Genomic DNA, 26,267 nt, shown 5'->3' with positions numbered 1-26,267 from the left:
TTAATCCTCAATCTCGGGTTTTACACTAGGGCCGGCCACACAACGCACGCTTACTATTCGTCTAACAGTTTTCAGCCTCAACCAGGAGCTATTCCATGACCTCACGCCGACTTGTACTGACCCGCAGCGCCGCCATGATAGGGGCGGCCTCCACCGGCCTTTTGCTCCCCGAAATCGTGCGCGCGCAGTCCGGCAAGGTGCGTGTGGGCTTCATGCTGCCCTATACCGGTACCTTCGCGCAGCTCGGCGTGGCCATTGAAAACGGCTTTCGCATGGCGATCAACGAACAAGGCGGCAAGCTGGGCGGCCGCGAGATCGAATTCTTCAAGGTGGACGACGAGTCCGAGCCCTCCAAGGGCATTGAAAACGCCAACAAGCTGGTGCAGCGCGACAAGGTCGACGTGCTGGTCGGCACGGTGCACTCGGGCGTGCAGATGGGCATCCAGAAGGTCGCGCGCGACAGCGGCGTGCTGAGCCTGATCCCCAATGCCGGCGTGCACGCCGCCACGCGCAGCCTGTGCGCGCCCAATGTGTTCCGCACTTCCTTCACCAACTCCCAGCCCACGCGCGCCCTGGGCAAGGCCATGGTGGACCGCGGCCACAAGAAGGCCGTCTGGATCACCTGGAAATACGCGGCCGGCGACGAGGCTTTTGAAGGCTTCAAGGAAAGCTACAGCGCCGCGGGCGGCACCATCGTCAAGGAACTGGGCCTGCCCTTCCCGCAGGTTGAGTTCCAGGCCCTGCTGACCGAAATCGCCGCGCTCAAGCCCGATGCCGTGGCCTGCTTCTTCGCCGGCGGCGGCGCCGCCAAGTTCATCAAGGACTACGCCGCCGCGGGCCTGAAGGAAAAGATTCCGCTGTACGGCTCCGGCTTCCTGACCGAAGGCGTGCTCGACGCCGCCGGCCCCGCGGCCAACGGCATCATCACGACCATGCACTACAGCGACTCGCTGCCGACCCAGCGCAACGGCCAGTTCCGCCTGAGCTACGCCAAGACATTCAAGATGCAGCCCGACGTCTACGCCGTGCAGGGCTACGACACCGGCCTGCTGCTGATCCAGGGAGCCAACGCCGTCAAGGGCGACCTGAGCGCCAAGCCGGCCCTCTACAAGGCCCTGGAAGGCGCCGTCATCGACAGCCCGCGAGGCAAGTGGACCATGAGCCCCTCGCACAACCCGGTGCAGGACATGTACCTGCGCGTGGTCGAAAACAAGGAAAACAAGGTGATTGGCGTGGCCGCCAAGGCGCTGGCCGATTCCGGCGCCGGTTGCAAGATGGGTTGAGCGTGGCCCCCACGGTCGCTCACTGCGTGTAGCTCCCTTCCCCCCGAGGGGGCCGCTGCGCCTGCGGCCCGGCAAAGCCGGTTCCGCGGCCCCTGCTGGCAGGGAAGGATCAGGGCTTCTGCTCCGCCCCGTTTTTTTTAATAGCTGGCACGGACCCTGCTGGCTGGCTTCTGGCAATGCTATCTTCAAGCCCATGACGCTTACCACCTACCTCCTTTATGTTGCGGCCGTCGCCCTGCTGATCCTCACGCCGGGCCCGACCATGCTGATGTGCATGACCAACGCGCTCAACCACGGCCCGCGCAAGGCCATGACTTCCGTGGCTGGAAGCGTTGCCGCGGTGTTGTGTGTCATGCTGCTGTCGGCCATGGGCCTGGGCGCGCTGCTGGCGGCGTCTGAGACCGCCTTCACGGTCGCCAAGCTCATTGGCGCGGCTTACCTGATCTGGCTGGGCATCAAGACCTTTCGCAGCGAGGCGGCCGTGTTCGACGGCACGGCCAGGGACGACAGCCCCCCGCAGCGCCGCTCGTTTTTCCTGCGCGGCTTCCTGGTCGGCGCCAGCAACCCCAAGGCCGTGCTGTTCTTCGCGGCCTTCTTCCCGCAGTTCCTGAACCCGGCCGCGCCTTTTGTGCCGCAGTTCGCCATCCTGGCCCTGACCTTTATGGCCTTCGAGTTCACGGTGCTGACCTGCTGCGCGCTGGGCGTCTCGCGCATCGCGCCGCTGCTGCGCTCCAGCCGCGCCGTGCGCTGGTTCAACCGGGTATCGGGCGGCCTCTTCACCCTGATGGGCAGCCTCTTGTTGTTCACGCGTCGCCACACATGAGCCCCCACGTTCGCTCACTTCGTGTAGCTCTCTGCCCCCCGGGGGGGCCGCTGCGCCTGCGGCCCGGCAAAGCCGGTTCCGCGGCCCCTGCTTGCAGATACGGCCTTCAACTCTCGCTGTCTCGGAAGTCCTAAAAAACATGGATCTTGCCAACTTCCTTATCCAACTGCTCAACAGCGTCCAGTACGGCCTGCTGCTGTTCATGCTGGCCGCCGGCCTCACGCTGATCTTCGGCATCATGGGCGTGGTCAACCTGGCCCACGGCAGTTTTTACATGCTGGGCGCCTACCTGGCCTGGTCGCTCAGCACGCTGACGGGCAGCCTCACGCTGGCCATCATGATGGGCGCGGTGCTCTCGGTCGCCTTCGGCCTGGCGCTGGAGTGGCTGCTGTTCAGGCACTTCTACAAGCGCGACCACCTGGACCAGGTGCTGCTGACCTTCGGCTTGATCTACATCTTTGAGGAAGTGCGCTCCATCCTCTGGGGCGACGACGTGCACGGCGTCACGATTCCCGACGTACTCAGCGCCTCGGTGCCGCTCACCGAGAACCTCTCCTACCCGGTCTACCGGCTCTTCATGTCGGGCGTCTGCATCGCGCTGGCGCTGGGCCTTTATTTCATGATTTCCAAGACCCGGCTGGGCATGAAGATACGCGCCGGCGCCTTCAACCGCGACATGGCCGAATCGCTGGGCATCAACATCAAGCTGATCCATGCCGTGGTGTTCGCGCTGGGCGTGGGGCTGGCGGCAGTGGCCGGCATGATCGCCGCGCCTGTCGCCAGCGTCTATCCCAATATGGGCTCCCAGGTGCTGATCATGTGTTTTGTGGTGGTCGTGATAGGCGGCATAGGCTCGGTGCGCGGCGCGCTGATCTCGGCCCTGCTGGTGGGCCTGGTCGACACCTTTGGCAAGGTGCTGCTGCCTTCCATGGCGGGCATGCTGGTCTATATGTTGATGGCGGCCGTGCTGCTGTGGAAACCTGAAGGTCTATTCAAGCAATGAGCACGGCAAAAGCAAACCTTGAAATCCTGCCGCGCGGCGTGCAGGTGGCGCTGGGCCTGGGGCTGGTCGCGCTGGCCGCCTTCCCTTTTGTGGGCACCGACTTCTATACCCAGATGGTCACGCGCATGATGATCATGGCCATCTTTGCGATGAGCCTTGATTTGCTGCAGGGCGAGAGCGGCCTGGTGTCGCTGGGCCATGCGGCCTACTTCGGCCTGGCAGGTTATGCGCTGGCCTTCCTGACGCCCGCCGGCACGCCGGTGAGCCTGTGGTGGACGCTGCCGGTGGCCGTGCTGGCCTCGGGCCTGGCCGCGCTCATCATCGGCTTTTTTGTGGTGCGCACGCACGGCATCTACTTCATCATGGTCACCATGGCCTTCGCGCAAATGGTGTTCTACCTATTTTTCGACAACAAGGCCCTGGGCGGCTCCGACGGGCTCTACATCAACTTCAAGCCCAGCGCGGCCGTCTTCGGCTGGACGCCCTTCGACCTGGACAGCAAGCTCACGCTGTACTACTTCACGCTGGGCGCCATGCTGCTGGTGTACGCCTTCTTGCGCCGCCTGCTTTGGAGCCCCTTCGGCCGCACGCTGGCCGGCATACGCGTCAACGAGCACCGCATGCGCGCCATGGGTTTCGGCACCTTCGGCTACAAGCTCTCGGCCTTCACGCTGGCCGGCGCGCTTGCGGGCCTGGCCGGCTACCTGTGGGGCACGCAGACCGGCTACATCAACCCCGAACTCATGGGCTTTCACATGAGCGCGCACGCCATCATGATGGTGATCCTGGGCGGCATGGGCAATTTCGCCGGCGCCATCGTCGGCGCCTTTGCGTTTGAGTACCTGCTGCATGTGTTCAAGGATCTCCCGACCATCGGAAGCGTCAACCTCGGCAAGCACTGGCAACTCTGGATGGGTCTGTTCATCGTGCTGCTGGTGGTCTTCGCGCCGCGCGGCATCCTGGGCCTGGTCGAAAAATTCACCCAGCGCAAGAATAAAGCGGAGGCCGGCCATGAGTGAAGTGCTGCTCTCTGCAAAGAATCTGACAAAGCGCTTCGGCGGGCTGGCCGCGGTCAATGACGTTTCCATCAGCCTCTGGCGCAACCACATCCACGCGGTGATCGGTCCCAACGGCGCGGGCAAGTCCACCCTGACCAACCTGCTCTCGGGCGACCTGCCGCCCACATCGGGCAGCGTCACCCTGGGCAGCCAGGACGTGACCGGCTGGACGCCCGAAAAAATCTCGGGCAAGGGCCTGGGCCGTAGCTACCAGAAGACCAATATCTTTTTGCCCTTCAGCGTCTGGGAAAACGTGCGGCTGGCCTCGCAGTCGCGCGCGCCGAATGCCGCGCGCTGGCTGCAGCGCGCCACCGGCTTCGCGGCGGTCAATGCCCGCGCGGAAGAAGCGCTGGAGCTGGCCGGCCTGCAACACCGCAAACACAGCATCGCCGGCACCATCAGCCACGGTGAGCAGCGCCAGCTCGAAATCGCCATGACCCTGGCCACCGAGCCGCAGGTGCTGTTGCTCGACGAGCCGCTGGCCGGCATGGGCGTGGCCGAGGCCGAACGCATGGTCGCGCTGCTGCTGGCCATCAAGAAAAACCACGGCATCCTGCTGGTCGAGCACGACATGGACGCGGTCTTTACCCTGGCCGACAAGCTCACCGTGATGGTCAACGGCCAGGTGATCGCCAGCGGAACGCCGGCGCAAATCCGCGCCGACGCGGGCGTGCAGGCGGCCTACCTTGGCGAGGAGCATTGATGAACGCCCCCGAGAAACAGATAGACATCCTGATCGGCGCCCAGGACATCAACACCTATTACGGCGCCAGCCACGTGCTGCGCGGCATTGACTTCCACGTCGCGCGCGGCGAAACGATTGGCCTCATGGGCCGCAACGGCATGGGCAAGAGCACCTTGCTCAAAAGCATCATGGGCCTGGTCAAGCCGCGCTCAGGCACGGTCGCAATCAACGGCCGGCCCATGACGGGCGCCCCACCCTACGAAATCGCCCGCCTGGGCATCGCCTATGTGCCCGAGGGCCGCGGCATTTTCGGCAACCTCAGCGTGGTCGAGAACCTCAAGATGGCGGCGCGCCCCGGCACCCAAGGCCAGCGCGACTGGACCTACGAGCGTGTGCTCGAAACCTTTCCACGCCTGAAGGAACGCCTGGGCCATGGCGGCCAGCAGCTCTCGGGGGGCGAACAGCAGATGCTGACCATAGGCCGGGCGCTCATGACCAACCCGGACGTGCTGATCCTGGACGAAGCCACCGAAGGCCTGGCGCCGCTGATCGCGCGCGACATCTGGCGCATCTGCGGCCTGATCCGCGAGACCGGAATCAGCAGCGTGATCGTCGACAAGAACTGGAAGCACGTCACCCAGATCACCGACCGCAACGTGATCCTGGTCAAGGGCCAGGTGGTGTTTGAAGGCAGCTCGGCCGAGCTGCATGCCAAGCCTGAGCTGCTGGCGCAATACCTGGGCGTATGAATCGGAAGTCATCTACGGTATGACTGAAACTTTGGCCAACAACAGGATTCCCAGGCGCTCTTCCATCCGGCCCCGGGGGCCGCTGCTGGTCGGCAAAGTCGACAAGCTCAAGGCACAGATGCGCGAGCGCAACGCGGCGCCGGCCTGAACCTACAGCTCGTCAGGGAGCGCGGCATGAAGGTATCACCGACCACCTCAGCGCTGGGCCTCACCGTGCTGGCCATGCTCGCCTTTGCGGGCAACTCACTCCTGTGCCGCCTCGCACTGCGCAGCACGCCGATCGACGCGGCCAGCTTTACGGCGCTTCGCATCGCCTCGGGTGCGCTGGTGCTCTGGCTTTTCATTTCGTGGCGCGGCGTTACGGCGACCGGCAACTGGCCATCGGCCGGTGCGCTGTTCGTGTACGCTGCCGCATTTTCTCTGGCCTACGTCAGCCTGCCGGCAGCCACGGGCGCGCTGCTGCTGTTCGGCTCGGTGCAACTCACGATGCTGGGCACTGGGCTGGCCCGCGGCGAACGGCTGGGCGCCAGGCAAAGCGTTGGCCTGGCAATTGCCGTGGCGGGCCTTATCGCGCTGTTGCTGCCCGGCGCCGCCGCACCAAGCTTGCCATCGGCCTTGCTGATGCTGCTGGCCGGCATGGCATGGGCGGTGTATTCGCTGCGCGGAAAACGCGCCGGTGATGCGACGCGGGCCACCGCAGGAAACTTCCTGCGCGCCACACCGCTGGCACTGTTGTTAGCCGGGTTGATGTTCCCGCAACTGATCTGGGACATGCGCGGGGCGGCGTATGCGGTGACCTCTGGTGCGATCACTTCCGGGATGGGCTACATCATCTGGTACGCGGCGGTGAAGCGGCTTCCCGCCACTACGGCGGCCTCGGTACAACTTTCAGTGCCGGCCATCACCGCGCTGGGCGGCGTCGTCTTTCTTGGAGAGCCGCTGGGCTGGGCGCTCGCGGCCTGCTGCGCGGCCATTCTGGGTGGCGTTGCGTTGGCCGCACGCCCTTCGCGGCCAAAAAGCTAAGAGCCTGTTGACGATCTAAAGCAGCAAGCGCAATTCCCTCGCCGCATCCAGCAGCAAGGGCAGCAGTTCGCGCCGCATCACCTCAGGCCGCAGCCGTTGCGGCGAGGACACCACATTGAGCGCCGCCACCGTGCGGCCCTGCATGTCGCGCAGCGGCACGGCCAGCGCGTGCACGCCCAGCTCATGCTCTTCGCTGGCCAGGCAGTAGTCGTCCAGCCGCACCTGCTCGACCAGGGCCTTGAGCTTGCGCGGGTCTGTGGTCGTGTGCAAGGTCAGCCGCGCCAGGCTGCCATGCTCGGTTTTTGCCTTGAGCCAGGCACTGAACTCGCTTTTGGACTTGGCGGCCAGCAGGACGCGGCCGGTGGACGTGGCATGCGCGGGCAGGCGCGCGCCCAGGTGCAGGCCGTAGGCCAGCACCCGGGCCGGCGCCGCCTTGGGGTCACCGGAGGCTTTCCACTCAAAGCCGCTACGCCCGATGATGACGATCTCGTCACCGTCCAGCACCGCGACCGAGAACGACTCCTGCGCCTGCGCGGCCAGCCGGTTCAGCGTGGGCTGGATGGCGCGCGGCAGGCGCGCCGTCGCGAGGTAGCTGCCCGAAAAGCGCAGCACCTTGGGGGCCAGCCAGAAATAGCTGCCGTCGGTTTCCAGGTAGCCCAGGTGCGTGAGCGTGAGCAGGTGGCGGCGCGCCGCGGCGCGCGTGATGCCGGCACGCTCGGCCGCCAGCGTGGCATTGAGGCGCTGGCGCTGGGTGTCGAAGCTCTCGAGCACGGCCATGCCTTTGGCCATGCCCTCGATCAGGTCGGGCTTGGCGATCGGGAAAGCGCCGGGTTTCGCAGTGCTTCGGGAAGTGACCATTGCGCGATCATCGCACAAACAGGCCGCACATCGTGCAAAGGCGTTTTGCGCCGCTGGCGGTTCCGCACGTGCCGGCCTACCCTCAAGGCTGACGGATTCATCGGAGACAAGACATGCGTGTACAGGTAGCCATCGTGGGCGGTGGCCCCGCCGGGCATTTGCTCGGCCAACTTCTTTATAAAGCCGGCATCAGCGCCATCGTGATCGAGCAGCGCAGCCAGGACTATGTGCTGGGCCGCATACGCGCGGGCGTGCTCGAACAGGGCACGACCGATCTGCTCGACGAAGCCGGCGTGGGCAGCCGCATGCATGCCGAGGGCCTGGTGCACGGCGGCATCTCGCTGAGCTTTGGCGGCTCGCACCACCGCATCGACCTGCAAAAGCTCACGGGCGGCAAAAGCGTCATGGTCTACGGCCAGACCGAGGTGACGCGCGATCTCATGAATGCGCGCGCCACCGCCGGCCTGCCCACCGCCTACGAGGCCGAAAACGTCAGCCTGCATGACTTCGACGGGACGCGGCCCAAGGTGCGTTATGTGCAGCACGGCGTGGCGCACGAGGTCGAATGCGATTTCATCGCGGGCTGCGACGGCTTTCACGGCGTGAGCCGGGCCAGCGTGCCCGCCGGTGCGCTCAAAACCTTCGAACGCGTCTACCCTTTCGGCTGGCTGGGCGTGTTGTCGGAGACGCCGCCCGTGGCCGAGGAGCTGGTCTACAGCAACCACGCGCACGGCTTCGCGCTGTGCAGCATGCGCAGCCACACGCGCAGCCGCTACTACGTGCAGTGCGCCCTCGACGACAAGGCCGAGCGCTGGAGCGACGACGCCTTCTGGGACGAGTTGCGCCGCCGCCTGGCGCCCGAACTCGCCGAAAGCCTGGTGACCGGCCCCTCGATTGAAAAAAGCATCGCGCCGCTGCGCAGCTTTGTGGCCGAGCCCATGCGCTTCGGCCGGCTTTTCCTGGCTGGCGACGCCGCCCACATCGTGCCGCCCACGGGCGCCAAGGGCCTGAACCTGGCGGCCAGCGACGTGCGCTACCTGGCCCGCGCATTCGCCGATTTTTATGCCGGCGACGAAGCGGGTATCAACAACTATTCAGAAACTTGTTTGCACCGCGTCTGGAAGGCCGTGCGCTTTTCCTGGTGGTTCACCTCGCTGATGCACCAGTTTCCCGATGGCGGCGAATTCGGCCACAAGCTGCAGGAGGCGGAACTGGATTACCTGATCCATTCGCCGGCGGCTTCAACGGCCCTGGCCGAAAACTATGTAGGTTTACCGCTTTAAGTTCAGCCAGTCCGGCGTGCTTGTCAGGCCGCGCGCGCCGCGCTGATCGCCTGCCGGGCCCATGCCAGCAACTGCGCCGGGTCATCGAGCAGCTCGGCGGGCGCGGCGTAGTACTTGCGCACCTGCACCACGCCGTTTTTGGTGGAGTAGCTAAAAGGCTTGGAGCCCTTCTTCTCGTACGCCGGCCGTGAACCGTCATCCACGCGGAAGTACAGGGTGTTGCCCATGACCATGGCGAACTGCTTTCCACCATGCTTCATCGCATGGCCGCCAAAAAACTTTCCATCGCGGATATCTCCGAGCGGCGCCAGCAGTTCTCGCACATAGCTGACAAATTCGGCGCTGGCGCTCATGCTGTCAGCTCCGCCGCGCTTGCGGAGAGTTTTTGTGCAGGTTTCATGACGGCCATTATGGCGATGGACGCCTGCCGCCCGCGATGCACTGCGGGTCGTTGAAGGTGGCTGGGTTGTTGCGGTCGCAGGGAATGCTGCAGTTGCTCGCGCCCCGGCAAGCGGACTTGAGGGACTCCTTCGCGGTCTGCTCCCAATTGATATCAGCGCAGGCACTGAGCAAAGCGGCCAGGGCCGCGGCGATGGCAAGGCGTTTCATGGATGTTCCTGAACAAGCAAATCAAGCGGCATCGTCCGGCCGGGAAACCAGCAGGTCCCCCGGCTGGCAATCGAGAAACTCGCAAATGCGCATCAGCGTGTCAAAACGCACACCCTTGACCTTGCCCTGTTTGAGCAGGGACAGGTTGGCTTCGGTGATGCCGACGTAGGCGGCCAGGTCCTTGGACTTGGCTTTGCGTTCGGACAGCATCACATCGAGTTTGACGACGATGGGCACGCGCGGAAGAAGAAAAACGAAGAAGAGTTAAACGAACTGCGCGTTCTCTTCAGCCAACGCCACCGCCCTGGCCATCACGGCGGCGATCTGCCACACCATGCCGGCGAACAGCAGGGTCAGCAACTCGTTGCTGCCCAGGCTCAGCGACAGCGCACGCGGGCCGGCCGGCACCGCCGAGGTCAGCACCAGGGTGACAAGCGTGGACGACAGTACACCAGTTACCACCGACGCAAAAATGCCGGCGGCAAAACCGCGCAGGTATTTGACGGTGCGCAGGCTGAAATATTCCGCCTGCGAAAAACCCGAGAAGCAGCGCATGGCGCACATCAGCCCATAAGACGCGCAGCACACCGGCACCACACCCAACAGCACGGACAGGCATTTTTGCCCCAGCGTGACCTCCATGGCCGCGGCCTGCGCGACTTGCGACGACACGCCCGCGCGCATCAGCAGGCTTTCCACCGGCACGCTGAGCAGGTGGTAGGCCACCGCCAGCGGCAATGCCACCGCAAGCAAGGCACAAGCCCAAGCCAGCACGCTGCTGAGGCCCTGCACATCAGGCCCGGAGGGGGCCAAGGGAGTTGCTGTGTGTTTCAAGGGAGCACCTCTTGTCTTGTGAAGAGGGCCTCAGTGTCGCAGAATAATTTCTGTAAAACAATAATTAATGTCTTTAAAACAGAAATAATTTAGACTCATTTCAACGCTTAGGCGACAACCCTGGACACCGGCCGCAGGGCTTTGGGGTAAATTGCCCCCACACCATGCCCAGCTCCAAACCGCCCGCCGCCCGCAAAACCCCCTCCCCGCCCGCCTCGCCTATCCCCCTGCAGCCGCTCAAAGGCGTGCGCGTGCTGAGCCTGGCGCTCAACCTGCCCGGCCCGGCGGCGCTGATGCGCTGCAGGCAGATGGGCGCGCGCTGCGCCAAGCTGGAGCCGCCCCCGCCCTCGGGCGACCCGATGAAGCTCTACAACCCGGCCGCCTACGCAGCGTTGCACGCCGGCGTGCGCACCGCCACGGCCGACCTCAAGACCGAGCGCGGCCAGGCCTTGCTGCACCGCGAGCTCGCAAAAACCGACGTGCTGCTCACCTCCTTCAGGCCCTCGGCGCTGGCCAAGCTGGGCCTGGGCTGGAAGGCCTTGCACAAGCAGCACCCGCAGCTGAGCCAGGTCGCCATCGTCGGCAGCCCGGGCGAGCGCGCCGAAGAGCCCGGCCACGACCTCACCTACCTGGCCGAAAACAATTTGCTCACTGGCCTGGACCTGCCCGCCACGCTGTACGCCGACATGGGCGGCTCGCTGATGGCCAGCGAAGCCGTGCTGCAAGCCGTGCTGCACCAGCGCGCCAAGGGCAAGGGCGCTTACCTCGAGGTCGCCCTCTCTGCCGCCGCCGGCTACCTGGCCCTGCCGCGCAGCTGGGGCCTCACGCAGCCCGGCGCGGCCGTGGGTGGCGGCCATGCGGGCTACCGCCTCTACGCCTGCAAGGACGGCCGCGTGGCGCTCGCGGCGCTGGAGCCGCATTTCGCGGCCAGCCTGTGCGCCGCCGCGGGCGTGCAGGCCTCCGGCATGAAGGCCATGTTTGCAGCGGGCACGCATGAGGCTATTGAAGCCTGGCTCAAAGGCAAGACGTGCAAGGAGCTGGACGCGCTGGCAGTGGAGAAAGATATTCCGTTGCACACGATGGCCCCGTAACGCAGGCATGAGGAAGCAAAGAACGGCGGCGCGCCGGGATGCAGGTCGTGGTGTGGGATTCATGCTCGCCGTCACTCTTACCTATGCCGGCTTTCTGCTTTGGGCCGTGTGGCACTCACTGCTGCCCTGGTGGGTATTGCCGGTGTCGTTTTTGCTCAATTTGCTCACGTTCTTCGTGTATTGGACAGACAAGCGCGCAGCACAGGCCGGCCGGTGGCGCACACCCGAGAGCACCTTGCAACTGCTGGCGCTCGCGGGCGGGTGGCCAGGGGCCTGGCTGGCCCAGCAGGTCTTGCGGCACAAGTCGAGCAAGCTGCCTTTTCGGGTGGTCTACTGGCTGATGGTTGTAGCGCATGGTCTGGCGATTGGGACTTGGCTGTTTTGGCCGCCGCTGAGAAGCTTGCTCCCCGCAGGACTGTAGTTCCAGACCATGGGCCGTACATCCTCAGCAGTTCACGGCGACCGCCGCGCCAGCACCACCATCGCCGCCCCCAGCAGCAAGGCGCCCACGCCCTGCTGCGCGCTCAGCGGCTCGGCAAACAGCCAGGCCGCCGCAACGGCAGCCACCAGCGGCTCGACCAGCGTGCCGATGACCGTCGCGGTCGGCGACAGGCGCCGTGCCCCCCAGGCAAAGGCCAGGTAGGCGATCGAGGTGGTGAAGATGCCGGTGTAGCCCACCTGCAGCCAGGCCGTCGTGTGTTGCGGCCAGGTGATGCCCTGCGCGACGGCCAGGCCCAGCATCAGCAGCGCGGCCGCGCTCATGCTCCAGGCCGAGGCGGTGACGGCCGGCAGCTGCGCGGGCATGCGCGCATTGCCCAGCACCACCAGCGAATACAGCCCGGCCGAGGCCAGCGACCAGGCCAGGCCGGCCGCGTAATGCGCCGGCAGGCTCAAGCCCTCGCCGGGCATGGCGATCAGGCCCACACCCATTAGAGCCAGACCCAGCGCCAGCAGCAACCGGCCGCTCGCGCGCTCATAGCCGCGCAGCACCGACAGCAGCGCGACGATCACCGGCGCGCAGCAGATCGAGATCACTGTGGGCAAGGCCGCGCCTATGTGGCTCATGGCGATAAACCAGCTCGTGACGTTGAGCGCCATGGCCAGGCCGGTGCCCATGACCAGGGCCTTGCCGCGCCGGGGAAGATGCCGCCACTGCGCTGTGCGCGGCGCGGCCGGCAGCTGCCGCCAGTGCCACCACCACAAGAGCGGCAAGCCCAGCGCGAATCGCGCCAGGGACAGGCTGTAGGGCGCCATGCCCCCGGCCATCACAGACTGGGCGACCAGGGCGCCCACGCCCCACAAGACGCCCGCAAGCAGGACACCTCCCCAGGCCAGGGCGGCCGATGTTTGGGTTTTCATGAAAAATTTCTCCGTCCGTGCGCCTGCTGCAAGCGGGATCGCCGCAACAAAAAGCAGGCAGGCGCGTCAACTCAAAGCCGCGCGCCGTTCCAGGTGGAACAGGCGCGGCCAAAGGGCGCAGCCCGGCATCAAGCCGGGTGCATCACAGGGTGACGGAAGGGGGAGAAAGCTGGAGATGCATGGGTGGGATGATAACGAAAAGGTGGCGAGCGTGTCCCGCATCGCCTGGGCTAAGATCATTCGCATGATGAGATGCTTCGCCCCGTTACGCCTTGCCCGAGCCTTCTGCATGGTGGCCACCGTAGTGGCAGCAGTGCTCACGCTGGCCGCGTGCAGCCCGCCCCCACCGCCAGCGCTCGCCGCAGGCCAGACCTGGACGATAGAAACACACCGGGGCGACGGCGCGATTTCCGTGACCACCCTGGCCATCGAGGCTTCAACACCTGTCGGGCCCGTGGCGTTTGTGATGGTCAACAACATGATCATTACCATGCCGGACAAGACAAAGCGGAACAAGCTGGGGCCCATAGCCATCACCTTGCCGGCGCTGCAAGCAAGCCTGAAGAACTACGAGTTCAAACAAGGCATGAATATTGGCGTCGACGGATTCATGGGGCGCTGGAAGCAGTTGGCCTCACAAGGCCGTGCGGCTGAATTCACCTACAACATCCCCGTCGCAAAAGCACTCGATGAATTCGAGCGAGGGAACCTCAAGCCCTGGTCGCTTGCCAACTAAAAAGCAGCGGCCTCAAAGGGTGGCGGTCGGTACAAACCCTCTGGGCCCCGACCGTTCAAACACCTGCCGGACGAAGGCATACAAGGCCCACAGCAACAGCAAGGGAATCACCAGCGTCTGCAGCACAAAGATCACGATGAGCTTGATGATGTGCTCGGTGGCCTGCTCAGCCGCCTGCTTGAGGTTTTCAACCTGTTTACCCACGTCGCCGTTCTTGGCCAGCCAGTCTTTCATGCTTTCGACCAGGCCGCGCTTGTCGGGTGCGGCCGCCACCGCGGGGTTGAGCTGCCCGGCCTGCCCCGTCGCGCTGTCTATCAATTGCTGGCTGGCCGCGTAATCGGCCGCGAGGAATTTCTGCCACAGCAGGTCGCTGCCCAGCGTCACCACCGGCACGGCAAAACGCAGCATCAGCAAAATCACCAGCAGCCTGGACAGCCAGGGCGGCACCCGCGCCCTGCGCAAATGCAGCCACCACCAGGCCAGAGCCGCAGCGCTCAAGGCCAGCGACACCGGCCAGTAGCTGCCGATGCTGATCAGCGCCTTCTGGATGCCGAAGGCCACACTGGCCGCCAGCATCAGGTGCGAGAACTGCTCCACCAGGTCGTTCACCGGGTCCAGGATCTGCCCGGGCGTGAAGGTGATACCGACGCCGAAGGGCTGCACCGAGGCCTCGGTGCCCTGCGCGACCGAGATCACCGCATTGAGCAACCGCGCCGCGGCAAAGCTGACCAGCGCTCGCTTGAGGCCGGCATCAACCTGCCGCATGGCCGGCGCGTCCAGCGGCGCCAGCCAGGCGCAGGCCGTGACGGCCGCCATGGTGAAAGCCACGAGGGCTCTGCGTGCGATGAGCATGGGTCTCTCCGGGTTCTGGATCGAAGGGGATGCCAGGCCATCTTGCCAGAAAGAGCTGCCGGAAGAATTGTTTCCCGGGAACGCGCCGGGCTGAGGGCCTCTCCCGCCGCAACCAGGGACGGTCCCGGGGCACGGCGCAGGCCGGCTATCAAGGCTTTGCCGGCTTTGGCTCCGCCCTGGCGCCCGGCGCGCCTATCAGCGCCAAACGGGCCTGCTCAAGCATCGCCTTGTGTTTTGCCGCTTCAATAAAAGCGGTTTCATCGCCGGTGGTCCAGCCCCTGAACGTGGCCTCCAGGAAGGCGCGGCGACTCTGCGGATACTGCTTCATCGAGGCCAGTATCGCGGCGTCCGGCATCGCCGGGTTGATCGTGAACGCGCTCCAGCGCTGCTCAATCGCCCGCCAGGCGGGAATCAGCTCCGCCGCCATCTCGGGCACCAGTTCCTTGGGCGGGATATCCCCGTCAAGGGCCTTGTTCATGAATGTTTCGAAGCGCGCGTTGAGCGGGTTGATCTGCGACTCGTATTCACGCGCGGCCTGCTGCAAAGCCACCATCTCCGACCAGTAGTACGGCGGCCTGGGCGCATAAAGCGTCCCGGCGGCAATGGCGGCGGCCGCAACCACGGATGCCGCAACAGCCGCAAGCCGGCTGCCGCGCCCCGCACTCGCCTTGGCGGCCTTCGGCTGGAGCAGCACGCCCATGACGGCGCCGCAGCACAGCCCACACAGCAGCGAACCGAAATCCGCGGAGCCCTTGGCGACGGCAAAACCCAGGAGGCCCAGCAACGGCAACAAAGCCAGGGCCTTGAAGACGGAAAAGTCGCGCCTGCGCGGTGCACCCTCCAGGCCCCGCCCCATGGCAATAAGCAGGCACAAGCCCAGGCCCAGGGCCGGCCCGCCGGCGCCCACACTCACCGTCGCGAAGTCGCGGACATAAAGCGTCGCCACGCTGCACAGCGCCGACACCAGCACGAACGACAGCAACAGGCTCAGGGCGCCATAGGTGCGCTCGAAGGCCCTCGAGACCACCCAGAAAAAGGGAGTAAAGGCCGCGACGCCGATCACGGACCCCAGTTGCAGTTTGGACGCGACGAGCCGCCATGCGTTACCGCTGTCCAGGGTGGTCGTGGCGGAATTGCCGCCCCATTTCAGCAGGGCGTCATTGCCGAGAGCAAACCAGGTGCCGGAGCTGTAGAGCGCCGTGGCGGTCAGGCCCAGCATCGCCAGCAGAACCAGCAAGGTGGCCCAGGCCCACGCATGCCTGGGGGAGGCCGCCGCATCGAGGGCTGCGGGCCGCGTATCCGGCCGGGTGTCGTCAAAGGGTATCGCCACGTCAGCCCCCTTTCTTCATCGTGTCCAGTGCCCGCTGGACGGCCTCGGCAAGCTTGGGCCTGTCGCCCTGCCGGGCCAGCAGCAACGCGCGCTGCAATGCCGCTTCCGCGCCTTGCGTATCGCCCATTCTTGCCAGTATGTCCGCGTGCTCCTGCTCGGCCTTGGCCTGGTCCGCGAGCATGCCGGCCTTGCCGAAGCCGTCAATGGCGCGCCGCACGGCGGCCAGCGCTTCGGGCAGCTTGCCGGCGTAACGCTGGCCGCCCGCAATCATCAGGTCGGCCATGGCCGTCTTGTCCTGGCGATTGATCTGCGCAAACAAATCACGGCTGTGCTGGACCATCTCCAGGCCTTTACCGACATCGTTGGCCGCGCCGTAAATGCGCCCCAGCTCGAACACGCCCTGGGCGATGCCCGATTTCGTGCCGGCCGCCCGGTAGAGTTCGATGGCACGCTCGGCCTCGGTCTTTGCCGCCTGGAAAGCATTGGGACGCAGCAGCGAAGCCAGGCGCAGGCGCGCGCTGGCCTCGTTCACCGGCTGTTTGGTCGTTTCGCCGGCCCTGATGGCTTCGCGGTAGAAGGCCTCGGCCTGCGGCCTGCGGCCATCCATCCACTCGGCATCGCCCAGCGCTTCGCTGGCCAGGCCCTGGCCCACGAGCTGCCCATCGGCCTTGAAAGCGGCCTGCGCCTGCGTCGCCTGCTCGCGCATGAGCGCCGCGTTGTCCATCAGCCCCTGCAGCAGCGCGGATTTGAGCAAGGCATTGCCCACGGCGCCGGCGTCCTTGCTTTTACGCGCCGCGGCCAGGGCGCGCTGGTAAAAGGCCTGTGCTTCAGGCAGCTTGTACTGCGCGGCGGAAATTTCACCGAGCGCCAGCAACGAATAGGATTCCGCTTCCGGATTCAAGGCGGTCAGGGAGCGGGCAAGGGCTCGATCGAAAATCTGCCGCGCCTCCTGCAGCCGGCCCTCCTCCATCGCCCGGCGGCCCTGCTGGCGCAATGCGGTGGCCTCGGCCAGAGGCGCCCCCTGGGCCTGCGATTGCGACAGCAGGCTTTCGACCTGGGCCTCCTTGGTCACGGAGTCGCCGCCATGGGTCCGCACGGCAAAGCTGGTGGCGTTGAGCACACCCAGGCGGTCGCCGGCGGCGGCCGACAATTTGCCGGCAATATCGGCCTGCGCCCTTGAAGCCTCGACCTGGCCCGACTGGTTGAGCATCTCGGCCATCTCCAGGCGAATTGTTCCCTGCCCGCCCAGATTGCCTTCAATCTCATACAGCAGCAGCGTACGGCGCAAAAGGCGCAGGCCGAGTTCGTGCTGGCCACCCTTGAACTCCAGCCGCGCGAGGTTGTGCAAGGCCAGCGCCTCGACGTCGCGCATGCGGGTTGTTTTGGCCAGTTCCAGCGCCCGCCGGGCGGTGACGGCCGCGGGTTCGGTGCGGCCCTGGTCGAGCAAGGCAGCGGACTCATTGACCAGCAGCAGAACCTGCTGCTCATCAGCGGACAGTACGCGCCCCGCCTGCACCTGCGCCTGGTATGTTTGCTGGGTCTGGGCGAGCACGCCCATGCCGGCCACGCACAGCAATCCTGCCGCGATGAACCGCTTTCTGGAGCCTGCCTGCATGGATCCCCTCCCGGATAGCCCTTTTATTCTCATCAGGCATTCTAGGAGGATGGGACGTGCCGCGCTTGCTTTCTAACGCCCGGTCTTGCGGGGTTTGGCTGAACCGGTCACCCGGGGCGGAAGCCCGGTGTGCTGGGTCAGCATGCGGCCCTTGACCGGGGTGGTGCTCTTCAAGGCTACCCCGGGGCCGGCGCTCTTGCCCGCCAGCGGCGTCGAATTCTTGCGCCGCGCGCTGGTATAGCTGCCGTCGGTCAGCGGCTGGAAGGTCGGGATCAGGTGGTGCTTGCCGTTGCCGATCAGGTCGGCCCGGCCCATGGCCTTGAGCGCCTCGCGCAGCACCGGCCAGTTGTTGGGATCGTGGTAGCGCAAAAAGGCCTTGTGCAGCCGGCGGCGGCGTTCGCCGCGTACGATGTCCACCGTCTCGCTGTCGCGCGTGATCTTGCGCAGCGGGTTTTTGTTGGTGTGGTACATGGCCGTGGCCGTGGCCATGGGGCTGGGGTAGAAGGTCTGCACCTGGTCGGCCCGAAAGCCGTTCTTCTTGAGCCAGATCGCCAGGTTCATCATGTCCTCGTCGCTGGTGCCCGGGTGGGCCGCGATGAAGTACGGGATCAGGAACTGCTTCTTGCCGGCTTCGAGGCTGTACTTCTCGAACATCTGCTTGAACTTGTCATAGCTGCCGATGCCGGGTTTCATCATCTTGGTCAGCGGCCCCTGCTCGGTGTGCTCGGGCGCGATCTTCAGGTAGCCGCCCACATGGTGGGTGACCAGCTCCTTCACGTACTCGGGGCTTTGCACGGCAAGGTCGTAGCGCAGGCCGGAGCTGATGAGGATTTTTTTCACGCCCTTCAAGGCCCGCGCGCGGCGGTACATCTTGATCAGCGGGTTGTGGTTGGTGTTGAGGTTGGGGCAGATGCCCGGGTACACGCAGGACGGCTTGCGGCAGGCGGCCTCGATCTCGGGCGACTTGCAGCCTATGCGGTACATATTGGCGGTGGGCCCGCCCAGGTCGGAGATCGCGCCGGTAAAACCCTTGACGGTGTCGCGTATCGCCTCGATCTCGCGGATCACCGAGTCCTCGGAGCGGCTCTGGATGATGCGGCCTTCGTGCTCGGTGATCGAGCAGAAGGTACAGCCGCCGAAGCAGCCGCGCATGATGTTGACTGAAAAGCGGATCATCTCCCACGCGGGGATCTTGGTCGCGCCGTCGTGGCCGCCGCTCTCGTCGGCGTAGCGCGGGTGCGGCGAGCGGGCGTAAGGCAGGTCGAACACATAGTCCATCTCGGCCGTGGTCAGCGGGATGGGCGGCGGCGTGATCCAGACGTCGCGCGCGGTGGCGCCTTCGCCGTGGGCCTGCACCAGCGCGCGGGCGTTGCCGGGGTTGGTTTCCAGGTGCAGCACACGGTTGGCGTGGGCATACAGCACCGGGTCGCTCTTGACCTGTTCGTAGGACGGCAGGCGTATCACCGAGCGGTCGCGCGGCGGGACTTTGATCTTGCCCTGCGCGGTATGCACGGTGGACGGGAGGTTGGGGTTGGCCACAAAGGTCAGCGGCTTGATGGCCGGGTTGGCCGCGGAGCTGGCCGTTTCGGCCTTGGCCGCCACCTCGGCCGCTTCGTCCTCGCGCGCGCAGCTGGCGCCCTGCTCGCGCGCCTGGTCGGAAATCATCAAATAGGGGTTGACGTGGGCCTCGACCCGGCCCGGCGTGTCCACGCTGGTGGAGTCGATCTCGAACCAGCCCTGGGCGCTTTCGTCGCCGCTGCGGCGTATGAAGGCCGTGCCGCGCACGTCGGTGATGCTGGCGACCGGCTCGCGGGCGGCCAGGCGGTGGGCGATTTCGACGATGGCGCGCTCGGCATTGCCGTAAAGCAGCAAGTCGCATTTGGCGTCGACCACCACGCTGCGGCGCACCTTGTCGGACCAGTAGTCGTAATGCGCGATGCGGCGCAGCGAGCCTTCTATGCCGCCCAGGATGATGGGCACGTCCTTGTAGGCCTCGCGGCAGCGCTGCGAATACACCAGGGCCGCGCGGTCGGGGCGCTTGCCGCCCACGTCGCCGGGGGTGTAGGCGTCGTCGCTGCGTATCTTGTGGTCCGCCGTGTAGCGGTTGATCATCGAGTCCATGTTGCCGGCGGTCACGCCGAAGAACAGGTTGGGCTTGCCCAGCGCGCGGAAAGGGTCGGCGCTGTGCCACTCGGGCTGGGCGATGATGCCGACGCGAAAGCCTTGCGCTTCGAGCATGCGGCCTATGACGGCCATGCCGAAACTCGGGTGGTCCACATAGGCATCGCCCGTGACGATGATGATGTCGCAGCTGTCCCAGCCGAGCGCGTCCATCTCGGCCCGGCTGGTGGGCAGAAACTTGGCCGTGCCGAAGCGGGCCGCCCAGTACTTGCGGTAGCTGGTCAGCGGCTTGGCGGCGCGCGTGAAGAAGGAGACGTCGACGGGGGCGTTCATGGGGGCTGTGGTTAACCCTTTGGGTAACCCTCTATTCTAAGGTTTACCCTGAGTTTTGCCCCTTAAATCAGCATTTAAGCCCTACAAAGGCCTTGGCGCGGCGGCCCGGTGTGGTTTATCGGGGCGATTGGCCCCTCTACGGCCCTGAATCAGCCCAAATCAGCCGTGTACCTGCCGGCTGTCGGCCGGCGCTTCGTCGCGCTCATTCAGGCCGTAGTCACGCAGCACATGGGCCACGCGCAGCCGGTAGTTCTCAAACACGCCGCCGCGCCCGCGGCTTTGCGCCTGCCTGTGGCTTTCCAGCTTGCGCCATTCCAGCACGGCCGCCTCGTCGCGAAAGAAGGACAGCGACAGCAGCTTGCCTGGCGTGCTCAGGCTTTCAAAGCGTTCAATCGAGATAAAGCCGTCGATTTTTTCGAGCTGGGGCTTAAGCGCCGCGGCGATGTCGAGGTAGGTCTGCTTCTGGCCCTGGGCGGGCTGGACTTCAAAAATAATCGCGATCATGGGGGCTTTCTTGTTGCTGTAGGGCTTGCTGTGATGCTCGCATCAAGCGGTGAAAACCGGAATCCGGGCATTCATGGAGGGACGGTAGTCCCAGCGAAATGATGCGGCATCCTTGAGCCGCCCCGAGACCAGCAAGGCCTTGATGGCAGCCGCCGCGACTACGCAGGCCAGCGCCTGGCCTGGACACTGGTGGGCACCATGGCCAAAGCCAGGCACCTGGCGATCCGGGCGCTCCAACAAAAATTCGTCGGGCCTGGCGTTGCATGCGGGGTCGCGGCCCGCGGCGGCCAGCAGCACCAGCACCACATCGCCGGCCTGCAGCGAAACGCCCGAGACTTCCGTGGCCTGGTCCACAAAGCGGCGCGTGTTGTGGATGGACGGGTCATAGCGGCTGACTTCCTGGACCATCTGCAGCAGCTTTGCGGGTCCGCGGGTCATGGCGTCCAGCAGGCCGGGATGCGTGGCCAGGGCCGTGATGCTGTTGCCGATCAGGCCGGCCGTGGCCTCATAGGTTTGCGACAGCAGGCCCACCGCATTGCACAGCAGCGCCCGCGCGTCATGCCAACCGGCCTGCGCCGCCTCCTGTTGCAGGCGCGCCAAGGCACTGCCGGGCTGGGCGCTGGCGGCCTGCACCCCTTCCGCAAAACGCGACAGCAAGGCCGAGGCGGCCTCGCCGGCCACCGCGAGCTGGGCCGGCGTGCTGAGCGGCGACAGGCAGGCGACAAAATCAGCCATCCAGCGTGCCACCTGCGGCAGCTCGACCTCGCCAAAGCCCAGCAGGTCTGCCACCGCCATCACGGGGACTTCAAAAGCCCAGCGCGACAGGGCCTCGCCACGCAATACGCCCTCCCCGGCAGCTTGCAAGGCCAGCACCTGGGTTCTGGCCTGCACACGCTCCAGGTCCACTGCGGCCACGAAACGCTGCAGCGCCAGCTTGGGTGCGTCATGCCGCAAGCCCTCATTCATGCGCACCAGGTGGCCGAAGACCTCACCGGCCGCCGAGCCGACGATGGCTGAGGGAACTGGCTCAGAAACAGGACGCACGCGGCAGGCCGGATTGCCCAGGACTGCCTTGACACCGGCCGCACTGCTCGCTATCCAGAGTTTGCGTGGCGCATCAAACACCAGTGCCGGACCAGCAACCAGCGCTGCGTAAAAAGGATAGGGATTGCGGTGGGCAGACGCCGCGAGGATGTTGTCAGGAGTCGGTTCGGGGTTCATGGCAAGCATTTTTGCCGCAAACACCCGCCCCATGCTTCGCTGACGAACGAAGCATCAGCGCCTTGAACTTAAGCACGCGCCGGCAGCACCTGCCCACGGCATTCGCCAAAACCTATGCGTGCAAAACCTTCACGCTCACACCAGGCACGCAGGATGATGGCATCGCCGTCCTCGAGGAAGGTGCGCGTCTCGCCATTGGCCAGCGTCACAGCCTTCTTGCCGCCGGCGCTGAGCTCCAGCAGCGAGCCGGCCTGCTCTGGCTGCGGGCCCGACAGCGTGCCCGTGCCCAGCAAATCGCCGGGCTGCAGGTTGCAGCCGTTGACGGTGTGGTGCGTGAGCATTTGCGCAACCGTCCAGTAGGCGTCGCGGTAGTTGGATTGCGACAGGCGCTCGGGACCCAGGCCGGCGTTGCGCATGGCCTGCGTGTGCAGCCAGACTTCGAGCTGCACGTCCAGTCCGCCCTGCCGGCGGTTGCCCGGCGAGTCGAGGTAAGGCAGTGGCTGCGGGTCGCCCTCGGGTCGCGTGAAGGCCGCACGAAACGGCGCGAGTGCCTCCAGGGTGACTATCCACGGCGAGATGGTGCTCGCGAAATTTTTGGACAGGAAGGGGCCCAGCGGCTGGTATTCCCAGGCCTGTACGTCGCGCGCCGACCAGTCGTTGAGCAGCGCCAGGCCAAAGGCATGGGCCTCGGCCTGCTCCATGGCCACCGGTTCACCCACGGCATTGCCCTGCCCCACAAACACGCCGAGCTCCAGCTCATAGTCGAGCCGGTGGCTGGGTCGCAGGAGCGGCAGCTCTTCGTTGGGACCCTTGGTCTGGCCCTTGGGCCGCGGGAATTGCTGGCCGCTCACGCCTATGGACGATGCGCGGCCGTGGTAGCCAATGGGCACCCATTTGTAATTGGGCAACAGCGGTGCGTCGGGACGGAACAGCTTGCCGACGGTGGTCGCATGGTGGATGCCGGTGTAGAAATCGGTGTAGTCGCCTATGCGGCAAGGCAGGTGCAGCGTGACCGCGTCCTGGCCGTGCAACAAGCCCGCCCATTCGCCCTGCTGCGCGCTGCCCTCGGCCAGGCCTTGCGAAATCGCGGCCCGCAACGCGCTCATCGCCTGCGGGCTTTGCGCCATCAGCGCATTCATGTCGCCAGCATCGATCAGCCCGGTCGCGCGCAGGTCCAGCACCTGGTCGCCTATGGCCACGCCTATGCGGCGCTCGCCCTGCGGCGTGAGGCTGTAAGTGCCAAAGGGCAGGTTCTGGATGGGAAAGTCGGTGCCTGTCTTGTTGGCGGAGGCGACCCAGCTGCGCAGCTGGGGATCATGGGTGGCGTTCAGAGGGGCGGTCATGGTGAGCTTTTAAAAATGGAGGGACGGCATCAGCCTTTGAACTGGTCCTTGAGCCCGGCCCAGCAGCCGGCATAAGCGGCGTCCAGCGCCCCGCCCTGCATGGCATAGGCCGTGGGCACAAAGCGATAGCGGCTTTCGAACATGAAGGCCAGGGTGTTGTCCAGCTTGTGCGGCTTGAGATCGGCCGCGCTGGCTTTTTCAAAGGCCTCGGTGTCGGGGCCGTGCGGCACCATGCAGTTGTGCAGCGAGGCGCCGCCGGGCTTGAAGCCTTCGGGCTTGGCGTCGTACTGGCCGTAAACCAGGCCCATGAACTCGCTCATGAGGTTGCGGTGGTACCAGGGCGGGCGGAAGGTGTCCTCGGCCACCAGCCAGCGCGGCGGGAAAATCACGAAGTCGCAGTTGGCCGTGCCCGGCGTGTCCGAGGGCGAGGTCAGCACGGTGAAGATGGACGGATCCGGATGGTCGTAGCTGATGGAGCCTATGGTCATGAAATGCGCCGTGTCGTACTTGCAGGGCACCAGGTTGCCGTGCCAGGCCACCACGTTGAAGGGGCTGCTCGGCTGCGTGGCCGACCACAAACGGCCGCCGAATTTCTTGACGACTTCATAGCTTTTTCCAGCCTCATCGCCGGCATCAAAAGCCGCCACGGGCGCGAGGAAATCGCGCGCATTGGCCAGGCCGTTGGAGCCTATGGGGCCGAGCTCGGGCAGCCGGAAATGCGCGCCGTAGTTCTCGCAGATGTAGCCGCGCGAGGCGCCGTCGGGCAAGGCCACGCTGAAGGCCATGCCGCGCGGCAGCACGGCGATCTCACCAGGCTTCACGTCCAGGATGCCGAGCTCGGTGGTCAGCAGCAAGCGGCCCTGCTGCGGCACCAGCAGCATTTCGCCGTCGGCATTGACCAGCGCGCGCCGCACCATGGAACAGTTGGCCACATACATGTGCGCGGCCATGCCGGTCTGGGCCTCGGCGTCGCCGTTGGCCGCCACGGTGCGCAGGCCGTCGACAAAATCCAGCGGCTCCGAGGGAATGGGAAAGGGGTTCCAGCGCAGCGGGTCGGGCGGCACGGCTACGCCGCCGGCGGCGCCCGTGGTCCACTGCGGCTGCGCATAGGGCTGGTAACCCCCCACCACCACCGAGGGCTGGCGGCGGTACAGCCAGGTGCGGCGATTCTCGGCGCGCGGCGCGGTAAAGGCCGTGCCGGAGATCAGCTCGGTATACAAATCGTGCGGCGCGCGCTGCGGGCTGTTGCGGCCCTCGGGCAAGGCGCCTGCGACGGCTTCGCTGGCGAACTCATTGCCGAAGCCGGACTGGTAGCGCAAGGGGGTGTTCGTGTTCATCGCGGTTTCTCCAAAATTCCCATGTCATTCTTCGCCGGTGTCTTCAACCGCGCCGCCGTCGGCCCTGGCCTTGGCAATCAAGCGGTCGAAAAAATCGCTGAGCTGCTCGCGTTCGGCCCCGCTCAGCACACCAAAAATATCGTGGTTGCGCCGGCCTACCACGTTCATGGCGCGCTGCCAGGCCGCCTTGCCTTTGGGTGTCATGGTCAGCACCACACCGCGGCCGTCGGTCGGGCTGGCGGTCTTGACGACCAGGCCCTGCTCCACCAGCGACTGCGCGGCCCGGCTGGCCTGGCCTTTGTTGAGGTTGGCCTTTTGTGCGAGGTCGTTGACCGACAGCGGCGCGAAGGTGCCGACCGCCGTGAGGCAGCGCCCGTCGCTCATCGACAGCCCGGCCCCGGCCACATAGGCACGCTGGCTTTCCAGGTCGGTCAGCTTGTGCAACAAATGCAGGCGGTAGGTCAGGGTTCTGTCGAGCTTGATCATGCGGGCCGCCGGTTCAATTTATTGGTTGCGGCCGCAACTATAAACCGATCCGGTTGCGCGCGCAACCATTTATTCGACGGCCTCCGGAAGGCCCGGAGCCGGGCTCAACCCCCGCGCCTAGTTGCGCACTACGGTCATCTGGCCGCGCACTTCCCCGCCGGGGTAGGCGGCGGTGTGGATGTTGGCGTACCAGCGGCCGGCCAGCAAATCGGCGGCCTGGGCGGCGGTCAGCGTGGCGCTGCCGTCCAGGGGGCTGCGCATGGGGCCGGCCCATGGCAGGGCCACGCCGGCGTTCGCGCCTATGGCCGCGGGACCGTGGAAATGCCCCGCCGTGGCCGGGCCCGTCAGGCCGGTGTAGCTAACCTTCCAGCGCAGCAGGTTGGTGTTTTTGTCGAACACCGCGTCAACCTGGCCGCTGCCTGTGCCAGCATTGGCCGGCACCTCGTTGGCCCCGCGCAATTGTGTGGTCATGGCCACCAGGTTGGACTGGCGGTCCATCACGCTGCAGCCCGTGAGGGCGGCCGCGGCAATGGCGACGGCAGCAAGGGACAAACGGGCGGCGGTGCGGCGGGTCGGCATGGTCGGCTCCTTAAAACAGGAGCCGATTGTGCGTGGCCCGCCCTCTGCCTGCCCGTAGGACAAACCCCATGCGGGCGGTGGGTTCCGGACGACATGCCAGCGCCGCGGCCGCGCTCGCCCGCAAGCCCCGCAACGCCGACAAAAGCCGCCGTCCTACGAAAGGGCTCTTGGCAGGCCGACACAGGCGCGCGGGCACGACTCCCACACTGGCCACCTAGACTTTCATCAGGAAAACCCCATGGCATCCCGCGTTCTCTGGAAAGGCGCTATCAGCTTCGGCCTGGTCCACATCCCCGTTGCGCTGCATTCGGCCACGTCGGAAAGCGGTGTGGACTTCGACTGGCTGGACAAGCGCAGCATGGACCCGGTGGGCTACAAGCGCATCAACAAGCGCACCGGCAAGGAGATCAGCAAGGAGAACATCGTCAAGGGCGTGGAGTACGAGGACGGCCAGTACGTGGTGCTGTCCGAAGAAGAAATCGCCGCGGCCTACCCCAAGACCACCCAGACCATAGAGATTGAAAGTTTTGTACCCAACACCGAGATTCCCTTTGTCTACCTGGAGCGGCCCTACTACGTCGCGCCCATCAACAAGGGGCAAAAAGTCTATGCCCTGCTGCGCGACACCCTGCTGAAGACACAGCGCGTGGGCATTGCCCGCGTCATCATCCAGACCAAGCAGCACCTGGCCGTGCTGGTGCCGTCGGGCCCGGCGCTGGTACTGAACCTGCTGCGCTGGGGCGCCGACATCCGCTCGCTGGAAGAGCTGAACCTGCCGCCCATGGGCGCCAAGGCCGCGGGCCTGTCCGACAAGGAGCTGGCCATGGCCAAACAGCTGGTGGACGACATGACCGGCAAATGGGACCCCAAACAGTTCACCGACTCCTTCAAGGACGACATCATGGCGCTGGTCAAGCGCAAGGCCAAGGAAGGCAAGCTCGAGAGCGTGGTGCAGCCGGAGGAATCCGGGGAGCCCGAAGCCCGTTCCGGCGCCAAGATCATTGACCTGACCGAGTTGCTGCAACGCAGCCTGCGCAAGGGCGGCGGCGATGCGCCCAAGGCCAAGGCCGCCGCCAAGGCGCCCGCACGCAAAAAACCCGCGGCCAAAACCCGGGTGCACGCCCCCGCAAGGCGGCGCGCTGCCTAGGCGGC

The 26,267-nt window shown here is 65.7% G+C and carries 29 protein-coding genes; 13 read left to right on the top strand and 16 right to left on the bottom strand.

Annotated elements, in window-relative coordinates; genetic code table 11:
- Positions 1 to 95: 95 nt before the first annotated feature.
- The 8 genes from AC1D09_RS09490 to AC1D09_RS09455 all read left to right on the top strand — a co-directional run bounded on the left by AC1D09_RS09490 (position 96) and on the right by AC1D09_RS09455 (position 6,624).
- On the top strand, positions 96 to 1,283 hold the full coding sequence (locus AC1D09_RS09490) for an ABC transporter substrate-binding protein (protein WP_477661740.1): 1,188 nt from the start codon (positions 96 to 98) through the stop codon (positions 1,281 to 1,283).
- 193 nt (positions 1,284 to 1,476) lie between these two features.
- Positions 1,477 to 2,106, top strand: coding sequence for a LysE family translocator (locus AC1D09_RS09485; RefSeq protein ID WP_477661739.1), 630 nt, complete (start codon positions 1,477 to 1,479; stop codon positions 2,104 to 2,106).
- Positions 2,107 to 2,245: 139 nt separating this feature from the next.
- The gene (locus AC1D09_RS09480; RefSeq protein ID WP_477661738.1) at positions 2,246 to 3,109 is read left to right on the top strand and encodes a branched-chain amino acid ABC transporter permease; all 864 of its coding nucleotides are present in this window, start codon (positions 2,246 to 2,248) and stop codon (positions 3,107 to 3,109) included.
- Entirely contained in the window at positions 3,106 to 4,128 is a 1,023-nt protein-coding gene (locus AC1D09_RS09475; RefSeq protein ID WP_477661737.1) for a branched-chain amino acid ABC transporter permease, read from the top strand. Before AC1D09_RS09480 ends, AC1D09_RS09475 begins: the two co-directional genes overlap by 4 nt.
- Positions 4,121 to 4,870, top strand: coding sequence for an ABC transporter ATP-binding protein (locus AC1D09_RS09470; protein ID WP_413330488.1), 750 nt, complete (start codon positions 4,121 to 4,123; stop codon positions 4,868 to 4,870). Before AC1D09_RS09475 ends, AC1D09_RS09470 begins: the two co-directional genes overlap by 8 nt.
- Complete coding sequence (locus AC1D09_RS09465) at positions 4,870 to 5,601, top strand: ABC transporter ATP-binding protein (protein ID WP_413330489.1); 732 nt, start codon at positions 4,870 to 4,872, stop codon at positions 5,599 to 5,601. Before AC1D09_RS09470 ends, AC1D09_RS09465 begins: the two co-directional genes overlap by 1 nt.
- A 19-nt stretch (positions 5,602 to 5,620) precedes the next feature.
- Positions 5,621 to 5,749, top strand: a complete 129-nt coding sequence (locus tag AC1D09_RS09460) for a hypothetical protein (protein ID WP_477661736.1) — start codon at positions 5,621 to 5,623, stop codon at positions 5,747 to 5,749.
- A gap of 26 nt (positions 5,750 to 5,775) precedes the next feature.
- Positions 5,776 to 6,624, top strand: coding sequence for a DMT family transporter (locus tag AC1D09_RS09455; RefSeq protein ID WP_477661735.1), 849 nt, complete (start codon positions 5,776 to 5,778; stop codon positions 6,622 to 6,624).
- 15 nt (positions 6,625 to 6,639) lie between these two features.
- Here the strand turns inward: AC1D09_RS09455 and AC1D09_RS09450 are convergent, their stop codons facing one another.
- On the bottom strand, positions 6,640 to 7,482 hold the full coding sequence (locus tag AC1D09_RS09450) for an IclR family transcriptional regulator domain-containing protein (RefSeq protein WP_477661734.1): 843 nt from the start codon (positions 7,480 to 7,482) through the stop codon (positions 6,640 to 6,642).
- Between the two features lie 113 nt (positions 7,483 to 7,595).
- On the opposite strand from AC1D09_RS09450, the gene pobA reads away from it, so the two are divergent.
- The gene (gene pobA / locus AC1D09_RS09445; protein WP_477661733.1) at positions 7,596 to 8,765 is read left to right on the top strand and encodes a 4-hydroxybenzoate 3-monooxygenase; all 1,170 of its coding nucleotides are present in this window, start codon (positions 7,596 to 7,598) and stop codon (positions 8,763 to 8,765) included.
- A gap of 23 nt (positions 8,766 to 8,788) precedes the next feature.
- Here the strand turns inward: pobA and AC1D09_RS09440 are convergent, their stop codons facing one another.
- From AC1D09_RS09440 to AC1D09_RS09425, 4 genes are read right to left on the bottom strand one after another with little or no spacing between them, the layout of a single operon-like run.
- Positions 8,789 to 9,118 carry a TfoX/Sxy family protein gene (locus AC1D09_RS09440; protein ID WP_477661732.1) on the bottom strand — a complete coding sequence of 110 codons (330 nt, stop codon included), beginning with the start codon at positions 9,116 to 9,118 and terminating at the stop codon, positions 8,789 to 8,791.
- Between the two features lie 55 nt (positions 9,119 to 9,173).
- Complete coding sequence (locus AC1D09_RS09435; protein WP_074574140.1) at positions 9,174 to 9,374, bottom strand: hypothetical protein; 201 nt, start codon at positions 9,372 to 9,374, stop codon at positions 9,174 to 9,176.
- A gap of 21 nt (positions 9,375 to 9,395) precedes the next feature.
- On the bottom strand, positions 9,396 to 9,611 hold the full coding sequence (locus AC1D09_RS09430; RefSeq protein ID WP_007865201.1) for a helix-turn-helix domain-containing protein: 216 nt from the start codon (positions 9,609 to 9,611) through the stop codon (positions 9,396 to 9,398).
- A gap of 27 nt (positions 9,612 to 9,638) precedes the next feature.
- Positions 9,639 to 10,187, bottom strand: coding sequence for a hypothetical protein (locus AC1D09_RS09425; RefSeq protein WP_477661731.1), 549 nt, complete (start codon positions 10,185 to 10,187; stop codon positions 9,639 to 9,641).
- A gap of 185 nt (positions 10,188 to 10,372) precedes the next feature.
- On the opposite strand from AC1D09_RS09425, the gene AC1D09_RS09420 reads away from it, so the two are divergent.
- Positions 10,373 to 11,299 carry a CoA transferase gene (locus AC1D09_RS09420; RefSeq protein WP_477661730.1) on the top strand — a complete coding sequence of 309 codons (927 nt, stop codon included), beginning with the start codon at positions 10,373 to 10,375 and terminating at the stop codon, positions 11,297 to 11,299.
- A 61-nt stretch (positions 11,300 to 11,360) separates the two neighbouring features.
- Positions 11,361 to 11,720: a DUF1294 domain-containing protein gene (locus AC1D09_RS09415; protein ID WP_477661729.1), complete on the top strand. Its 360-nt coding sequence runs from the start codon at positions 11,361 to 11,363 to the stop codon at positions 11,718 to 11,720.
- A 32-nt stretch (positions 11,721 to 11,752) separates the two neighbouring features.
- Here the strand turns inward: AC1D09_RS09415 and AC1D09_RS09410 are convergent, their stop codons facing one another.
- Positions 11,753 to 12,658 (bottom strand): DMT family transporter, encoded by a 906-nt coding sequence (locus AC1D09_RS09410; RefSeq protein WP_477661728.1) that lies wholly within the window; start codon positions 12,656 to 12,658, stop codon positions 11,753 to 11,755.
- On the opposite strand from AC1D09_RS09410, the gene AC1D09_RS09405 reads away from it, so the two are divergent.
- Positions 12,657 to 13,394 (top strand): hypothetical protein, encoded by a 738-nt coding sequence (locus AC1D09_RS09405; RefSeq protein ID WP_477661727.1) that lies wholly within the window; start codon positions 12,657 to 12,659, stop codon positions 13,392 to 13,394. The genes AC1D09_RS09410 and AC1D09_RS09405 overlap by 2 nt on opposite strands.
- A gap of 12 nt (positions 13,395 to 13,406) precedes the next feature.
- Here the strand turns inward: AC1D09_RS09405 and AC1D09_RS09400 are convergent, their stop codons facing one another.
- The 10 genes from AC1D09_RS09400 to AC1D09_RS09355 form a co-directional block, all read right to left on the bottom strand.
- Positions 13,407 to 14,246, bottom strand: coding sequence for a hypothetical protein (locus tag AC1D09_RS09400; RefSeq protein ID WP_477661726.1), 840 nt, complete (start codon positions 14,244 to 14,246; stop codon positions 13,407 to 13,409).
- Between the two features lie 148 nt (positions 14,247 to 14,394).
- Positions 14,395 to 15,483, bottom strand: a complete 1,089-nt coding sequence (locus tag AC1D09_RS09395; RefSeq protein ID WP_477661725.1) for a rhomboid family intramembrane serine protease — start codon at positions 15,481 to 15,483, stop codon at positions 14,395 to 14,397.
- A 94-nt stretch (positions 15,484 to 15,577) separates the two neighbouring features.
- Complete coding sequence (locus tag AC1D09_RS09390) at positions 15,578 to 17,191, bottom strand: ATP-binding protein (RefSeq protein WP_477661724.1); 1,614 nt, start codon at positions 17,189 to 17,191, stop codon at positions 15,578 to 15,580.
- Between the two features lie 72 nt (positions 17,192 to 17,263).
- Positions 17,264 to 19,645: a YgiQ family radical SAM protein gene (locus tag AC1D09_RS09385; RefSeq protein ID WP_477661723.1), complete on the bottom strand. Its 2,382-nt coding sequence runs from the start codon at positions 19,643 to 19,645 to the stop codon at positions 17,264 to 17,266.
- A gap of 159 nt (positions 19,646 to 19,804) precedes the next feature.
- Positions 19,805 to 20,149 (bottom strand): antibiotic biosynthesis monooxygenase family protein, encoded by a 345-nt coding sequence (locus tag AC1D09_RS09380; RefSeq protein WP_477661722.1) that lies wholly within the window; start codon positions 20,147 to 20,149, stop codon positions 19,805 to 19,807.
- Between the two features lie 42 nt (positions 20,150 to 20,191).
- On the bottom strand, positions 20,192 to 21,370 hold the full coding sequence (locus AC1D09_RS09375) for a cytochrome P450 (RefSeq protein ID WP_477661721.1): 1,179 nt from the start codon (positions 21,368 to 21,370) through the stop codon (positions 20,192 to 20,194).
- Positions 21,371 to 21,438: 68 nt separating this feature from the next.
- Positions 21,439 to 22,713 carry a fumarylacetoacetase gene (gene fahA / locus AC1D09_RS09370; protein WP_477701025.1) on the bottom strand — a complete coding sequence of 425 codons (1,275 nt, stop codon included), beginning with the start codon at positions 22,711 to 22,713 and terminating at the stop codon, positions 21,439 to 21,441.
- A gap of 29 nt (positions 22,714 to 22,742) precedes the next feature.
- Positions 22,743 to 24,050: a homogentisate 1,2-dioxygenase gene (gene hmgA, locus AC1D09_RS09365; protein ID WP_477661719.1), complete on the bottom strand. Its 1,308-nt coding sequence runs from the start codon at positions 24,048 to 24,050 to the stop codon at positions 22,743 to 22,745.
- 24 nt (positions 24,051 to 24,074) lie between these two features.
- Positions 24,075 to 24,536, bottom strand: a complete 462-nt coding sequence (locus AC1D09_RS09360; RefSeq protein WP_477661718.1) for a MarR family winged helix-turn-helix transcriptional regulator — start codon at positions 24,534 to 24,536, stop codon at positions 24,075 to 24,077.
- Positions 24,537 to 24,653: 117 nt separating this feature from the next.
- The gene (locus tag AC1D09_RS09355) at positions 24,654 to 25,115 is read right to left on the bottom strand and encodes a CHRD domain-containing protein (protein WP_477661717.1); all 462 of its coding nucleotides are present in this window, start codon (positions 25,113 to 25,115) and stop codon (positions 24,654 to 24,656) included.
- Between the two features lie 238 nt (positions 25,116 to 25,353).
- Between AC1D09_RS09355 and ku the strand changes: the two genes are divergently transcribed.
- Entirely contained in the window at positions 25,354 to 26,262 is a 909-nt protein-coding gene (gene ku, locus AC1D09_RS09350) for a non-homologous end joining protein Ku (protein WP_477661716.1), read from the top strand.
- The last annotated feature ends 5 nt before the right edge of the window (positions 26,263 to 26,267 follow it).

It is taken from the genome of Polaromonas sp. P1_A2, from assembly GCF_056406895.1.
The sequence above is the reverse complement of the archived record's forward strand: the minus strand, read 5'-3'. Positions and strand labels throughout refer to the sequence as shown.

Coding starts and splice junctions, on each gene's coding strand:
- AC1D09_RS09475 (WP_477661737.1), top strand. CDS start 3,106: ATGAGCACGGCAAAAGCAAACCTTGAAATCCTGCCGCGCGGCGTGCAG.
- AC1D09_RS09480 (WP_477661738.1), top strand. CDS start 2,246: ATGGATCTTGCCAACTTCCTTATCCAACTGCTCAACAGCGTCCAGTAC.
- AC1D09_RS09435 (WP_074574140.1), bottom strand. CDS start 9,374: ATGAAACGCCTTGCCATCGCCGCGGCCCTGGCCGCTTTGCTCAGTGCC.
- AC1D09_RS09470 (WP_413330488.1), top strand. CDS start 4,121: ATGAGTGAAGTGCTGCTCTCTGCAAAGAATCTGACAAAGCGCTTCGGC.
- AC1D09_RS09385 (WP_477661723.1), bottom strand. CDS start 19,645: ATGAACGCCCCCGTCGACGTCTCCTTCTTCACGCGCGCCGCCAAGCCG.
- AC1D09_RS09400 (WP_477661726.1), bottom strand. CDS start 14,246: ATGCTCATCGCACGCAGAGCCCTCGTGGCTTTCACCATGGCGGCCGTC.
- AC1D09_RS09460 (WP_477661736.1), top strand. CDS start 5,621: ATGACTGAAACTTTGGCCAACAACAGGATTCCCAGGCGCTCTTCCATC.
- AC1D09_RS09450 (WP_477661734.1), bottom strand. CDS start 7,482: ATGGTCACTTCCCGAAGCACTGCGAAACCCGGCGCTTTCCCGATCGCC.
- AC1D09_RS09410 (WP_477661728.1), bottom strand. CDS start 12,658: ATGAAAACCCAAACATCGGCCGCCCTGGCCTGGGGAGGTGTCCTGCTT.
- AC1D09_RS09405 (WP_477661727.1), top strand. CDS start 12,657: ATGAAAAATTTCTCCGTCCGTGCGCCTGCTGCAAGCGGGATCGCCGCA.
- AC1D09_RS09455 (WP_477661735.1), top strand. CDS start 5,776: ATGAAGGTATCACCGACCACCTCAGCGCTGGGCCTCACCGTGCTGGCC.
- AC1D09_RS09415 (WP_477661729.1), top strand. CDS start 11,361: ATGCTCGCCGTCACTCTTACCTATGCCGGCTTTCTGCTTTGGGCCGTG.
- AC1D09_RS09440 (WP_477661732.1), bottom strand. CDS start 9,118: ATGAGCGCCAGCGCCGAATTTGTCAGCTATGTGCGAGAACTGCTGGCG.
- hmgA (WP_477661719.1), bottom strand. CDS start 24,050: ATGAACACGAACACCCCCTTGCGCTACCAGTCCGGCTTCGGCAATGAG.
- AC1D09_RS09465 (WP_413330489.1), top strand. CDS start 4,870: ATGAACGCCCCCGAGAAACAGATAGACATCCTGATCGGCGCCCAGGAC.
- pobA (WP_477661733.1), top strand. CDS start 7,596: ATGCGTGTACAGGTAGCCATCGTGGGCGGTGGCCCCGCCGGGCATTTG.
- AC1D09_RS09485 (WP_477661739.1), top strand. CDS start 1,477: ATGACGCTTACCACCTACCTCCTTTATGTTGCGGCCGTCGCCCTGCTG.
- fahA (WP_477701025.1), bottom strand. CDS start 22,713: ATGACCGCCCCTCTGAACGCCACCCATGATCCCCAGCTGCGCAGCTGG.
- AC1D09_RS09490 (WP_477661740.1), top strand. CDS start 96: ATGACCTCACGCCGACTTGTACTGACCCGCAGCGCCGCCATGATAGGG.
- AC1D09_RS09375 (WP_477661721.1), bottom strand. CDS start 21,370: ATGAACCCCGAACCGACTCCTGACAACATCCTCGCGGCGTCTGCCCAC.
- ku (WP_477661716.1), top strand. CDS start 25,354: ATGGCATCCCGCGTTCTCTGGAAAGGCGCTATCAGCTTCGGCCTGGTC.
- AC1D09_RS09355 (WP_477661717.1), bottom strand. CDS start 25,115: ATGCCGACCCGCCGCACCGCCGCCCGTTTGTCCCTTGCTGCCGTCGCC.
- AC1D09_RS09360 (WP_477661718.1), bottom strand. CDS start 24,536: ATGATCAAGCTCGACAGAACCCTGACCTACCGCCTGCATTTGTTGCAC.
- AC1D09_RS09420 (WP_477661730.1), top strand. CDS start 10,373: ATGCCCAGCTCCAAACCGCCCGCCGCCCGCAAAACCCCCTCCCCGCCC.
- AC1D09_RS09390 (WP_477661724.1), bottom strand. CDS start 17,191: ATGCAGGCAGGCTCCAGAAAGCGGTTCATCGCGGCAGGATTGCTGTGC.
- AC1D09_RS09380 (WP_477661722.1), bottom strand. CDS start 20,149: ATGATCGCGATTATTTTTGAAGTCCAGCCCGCCCAGGGCCAGAAGCAG.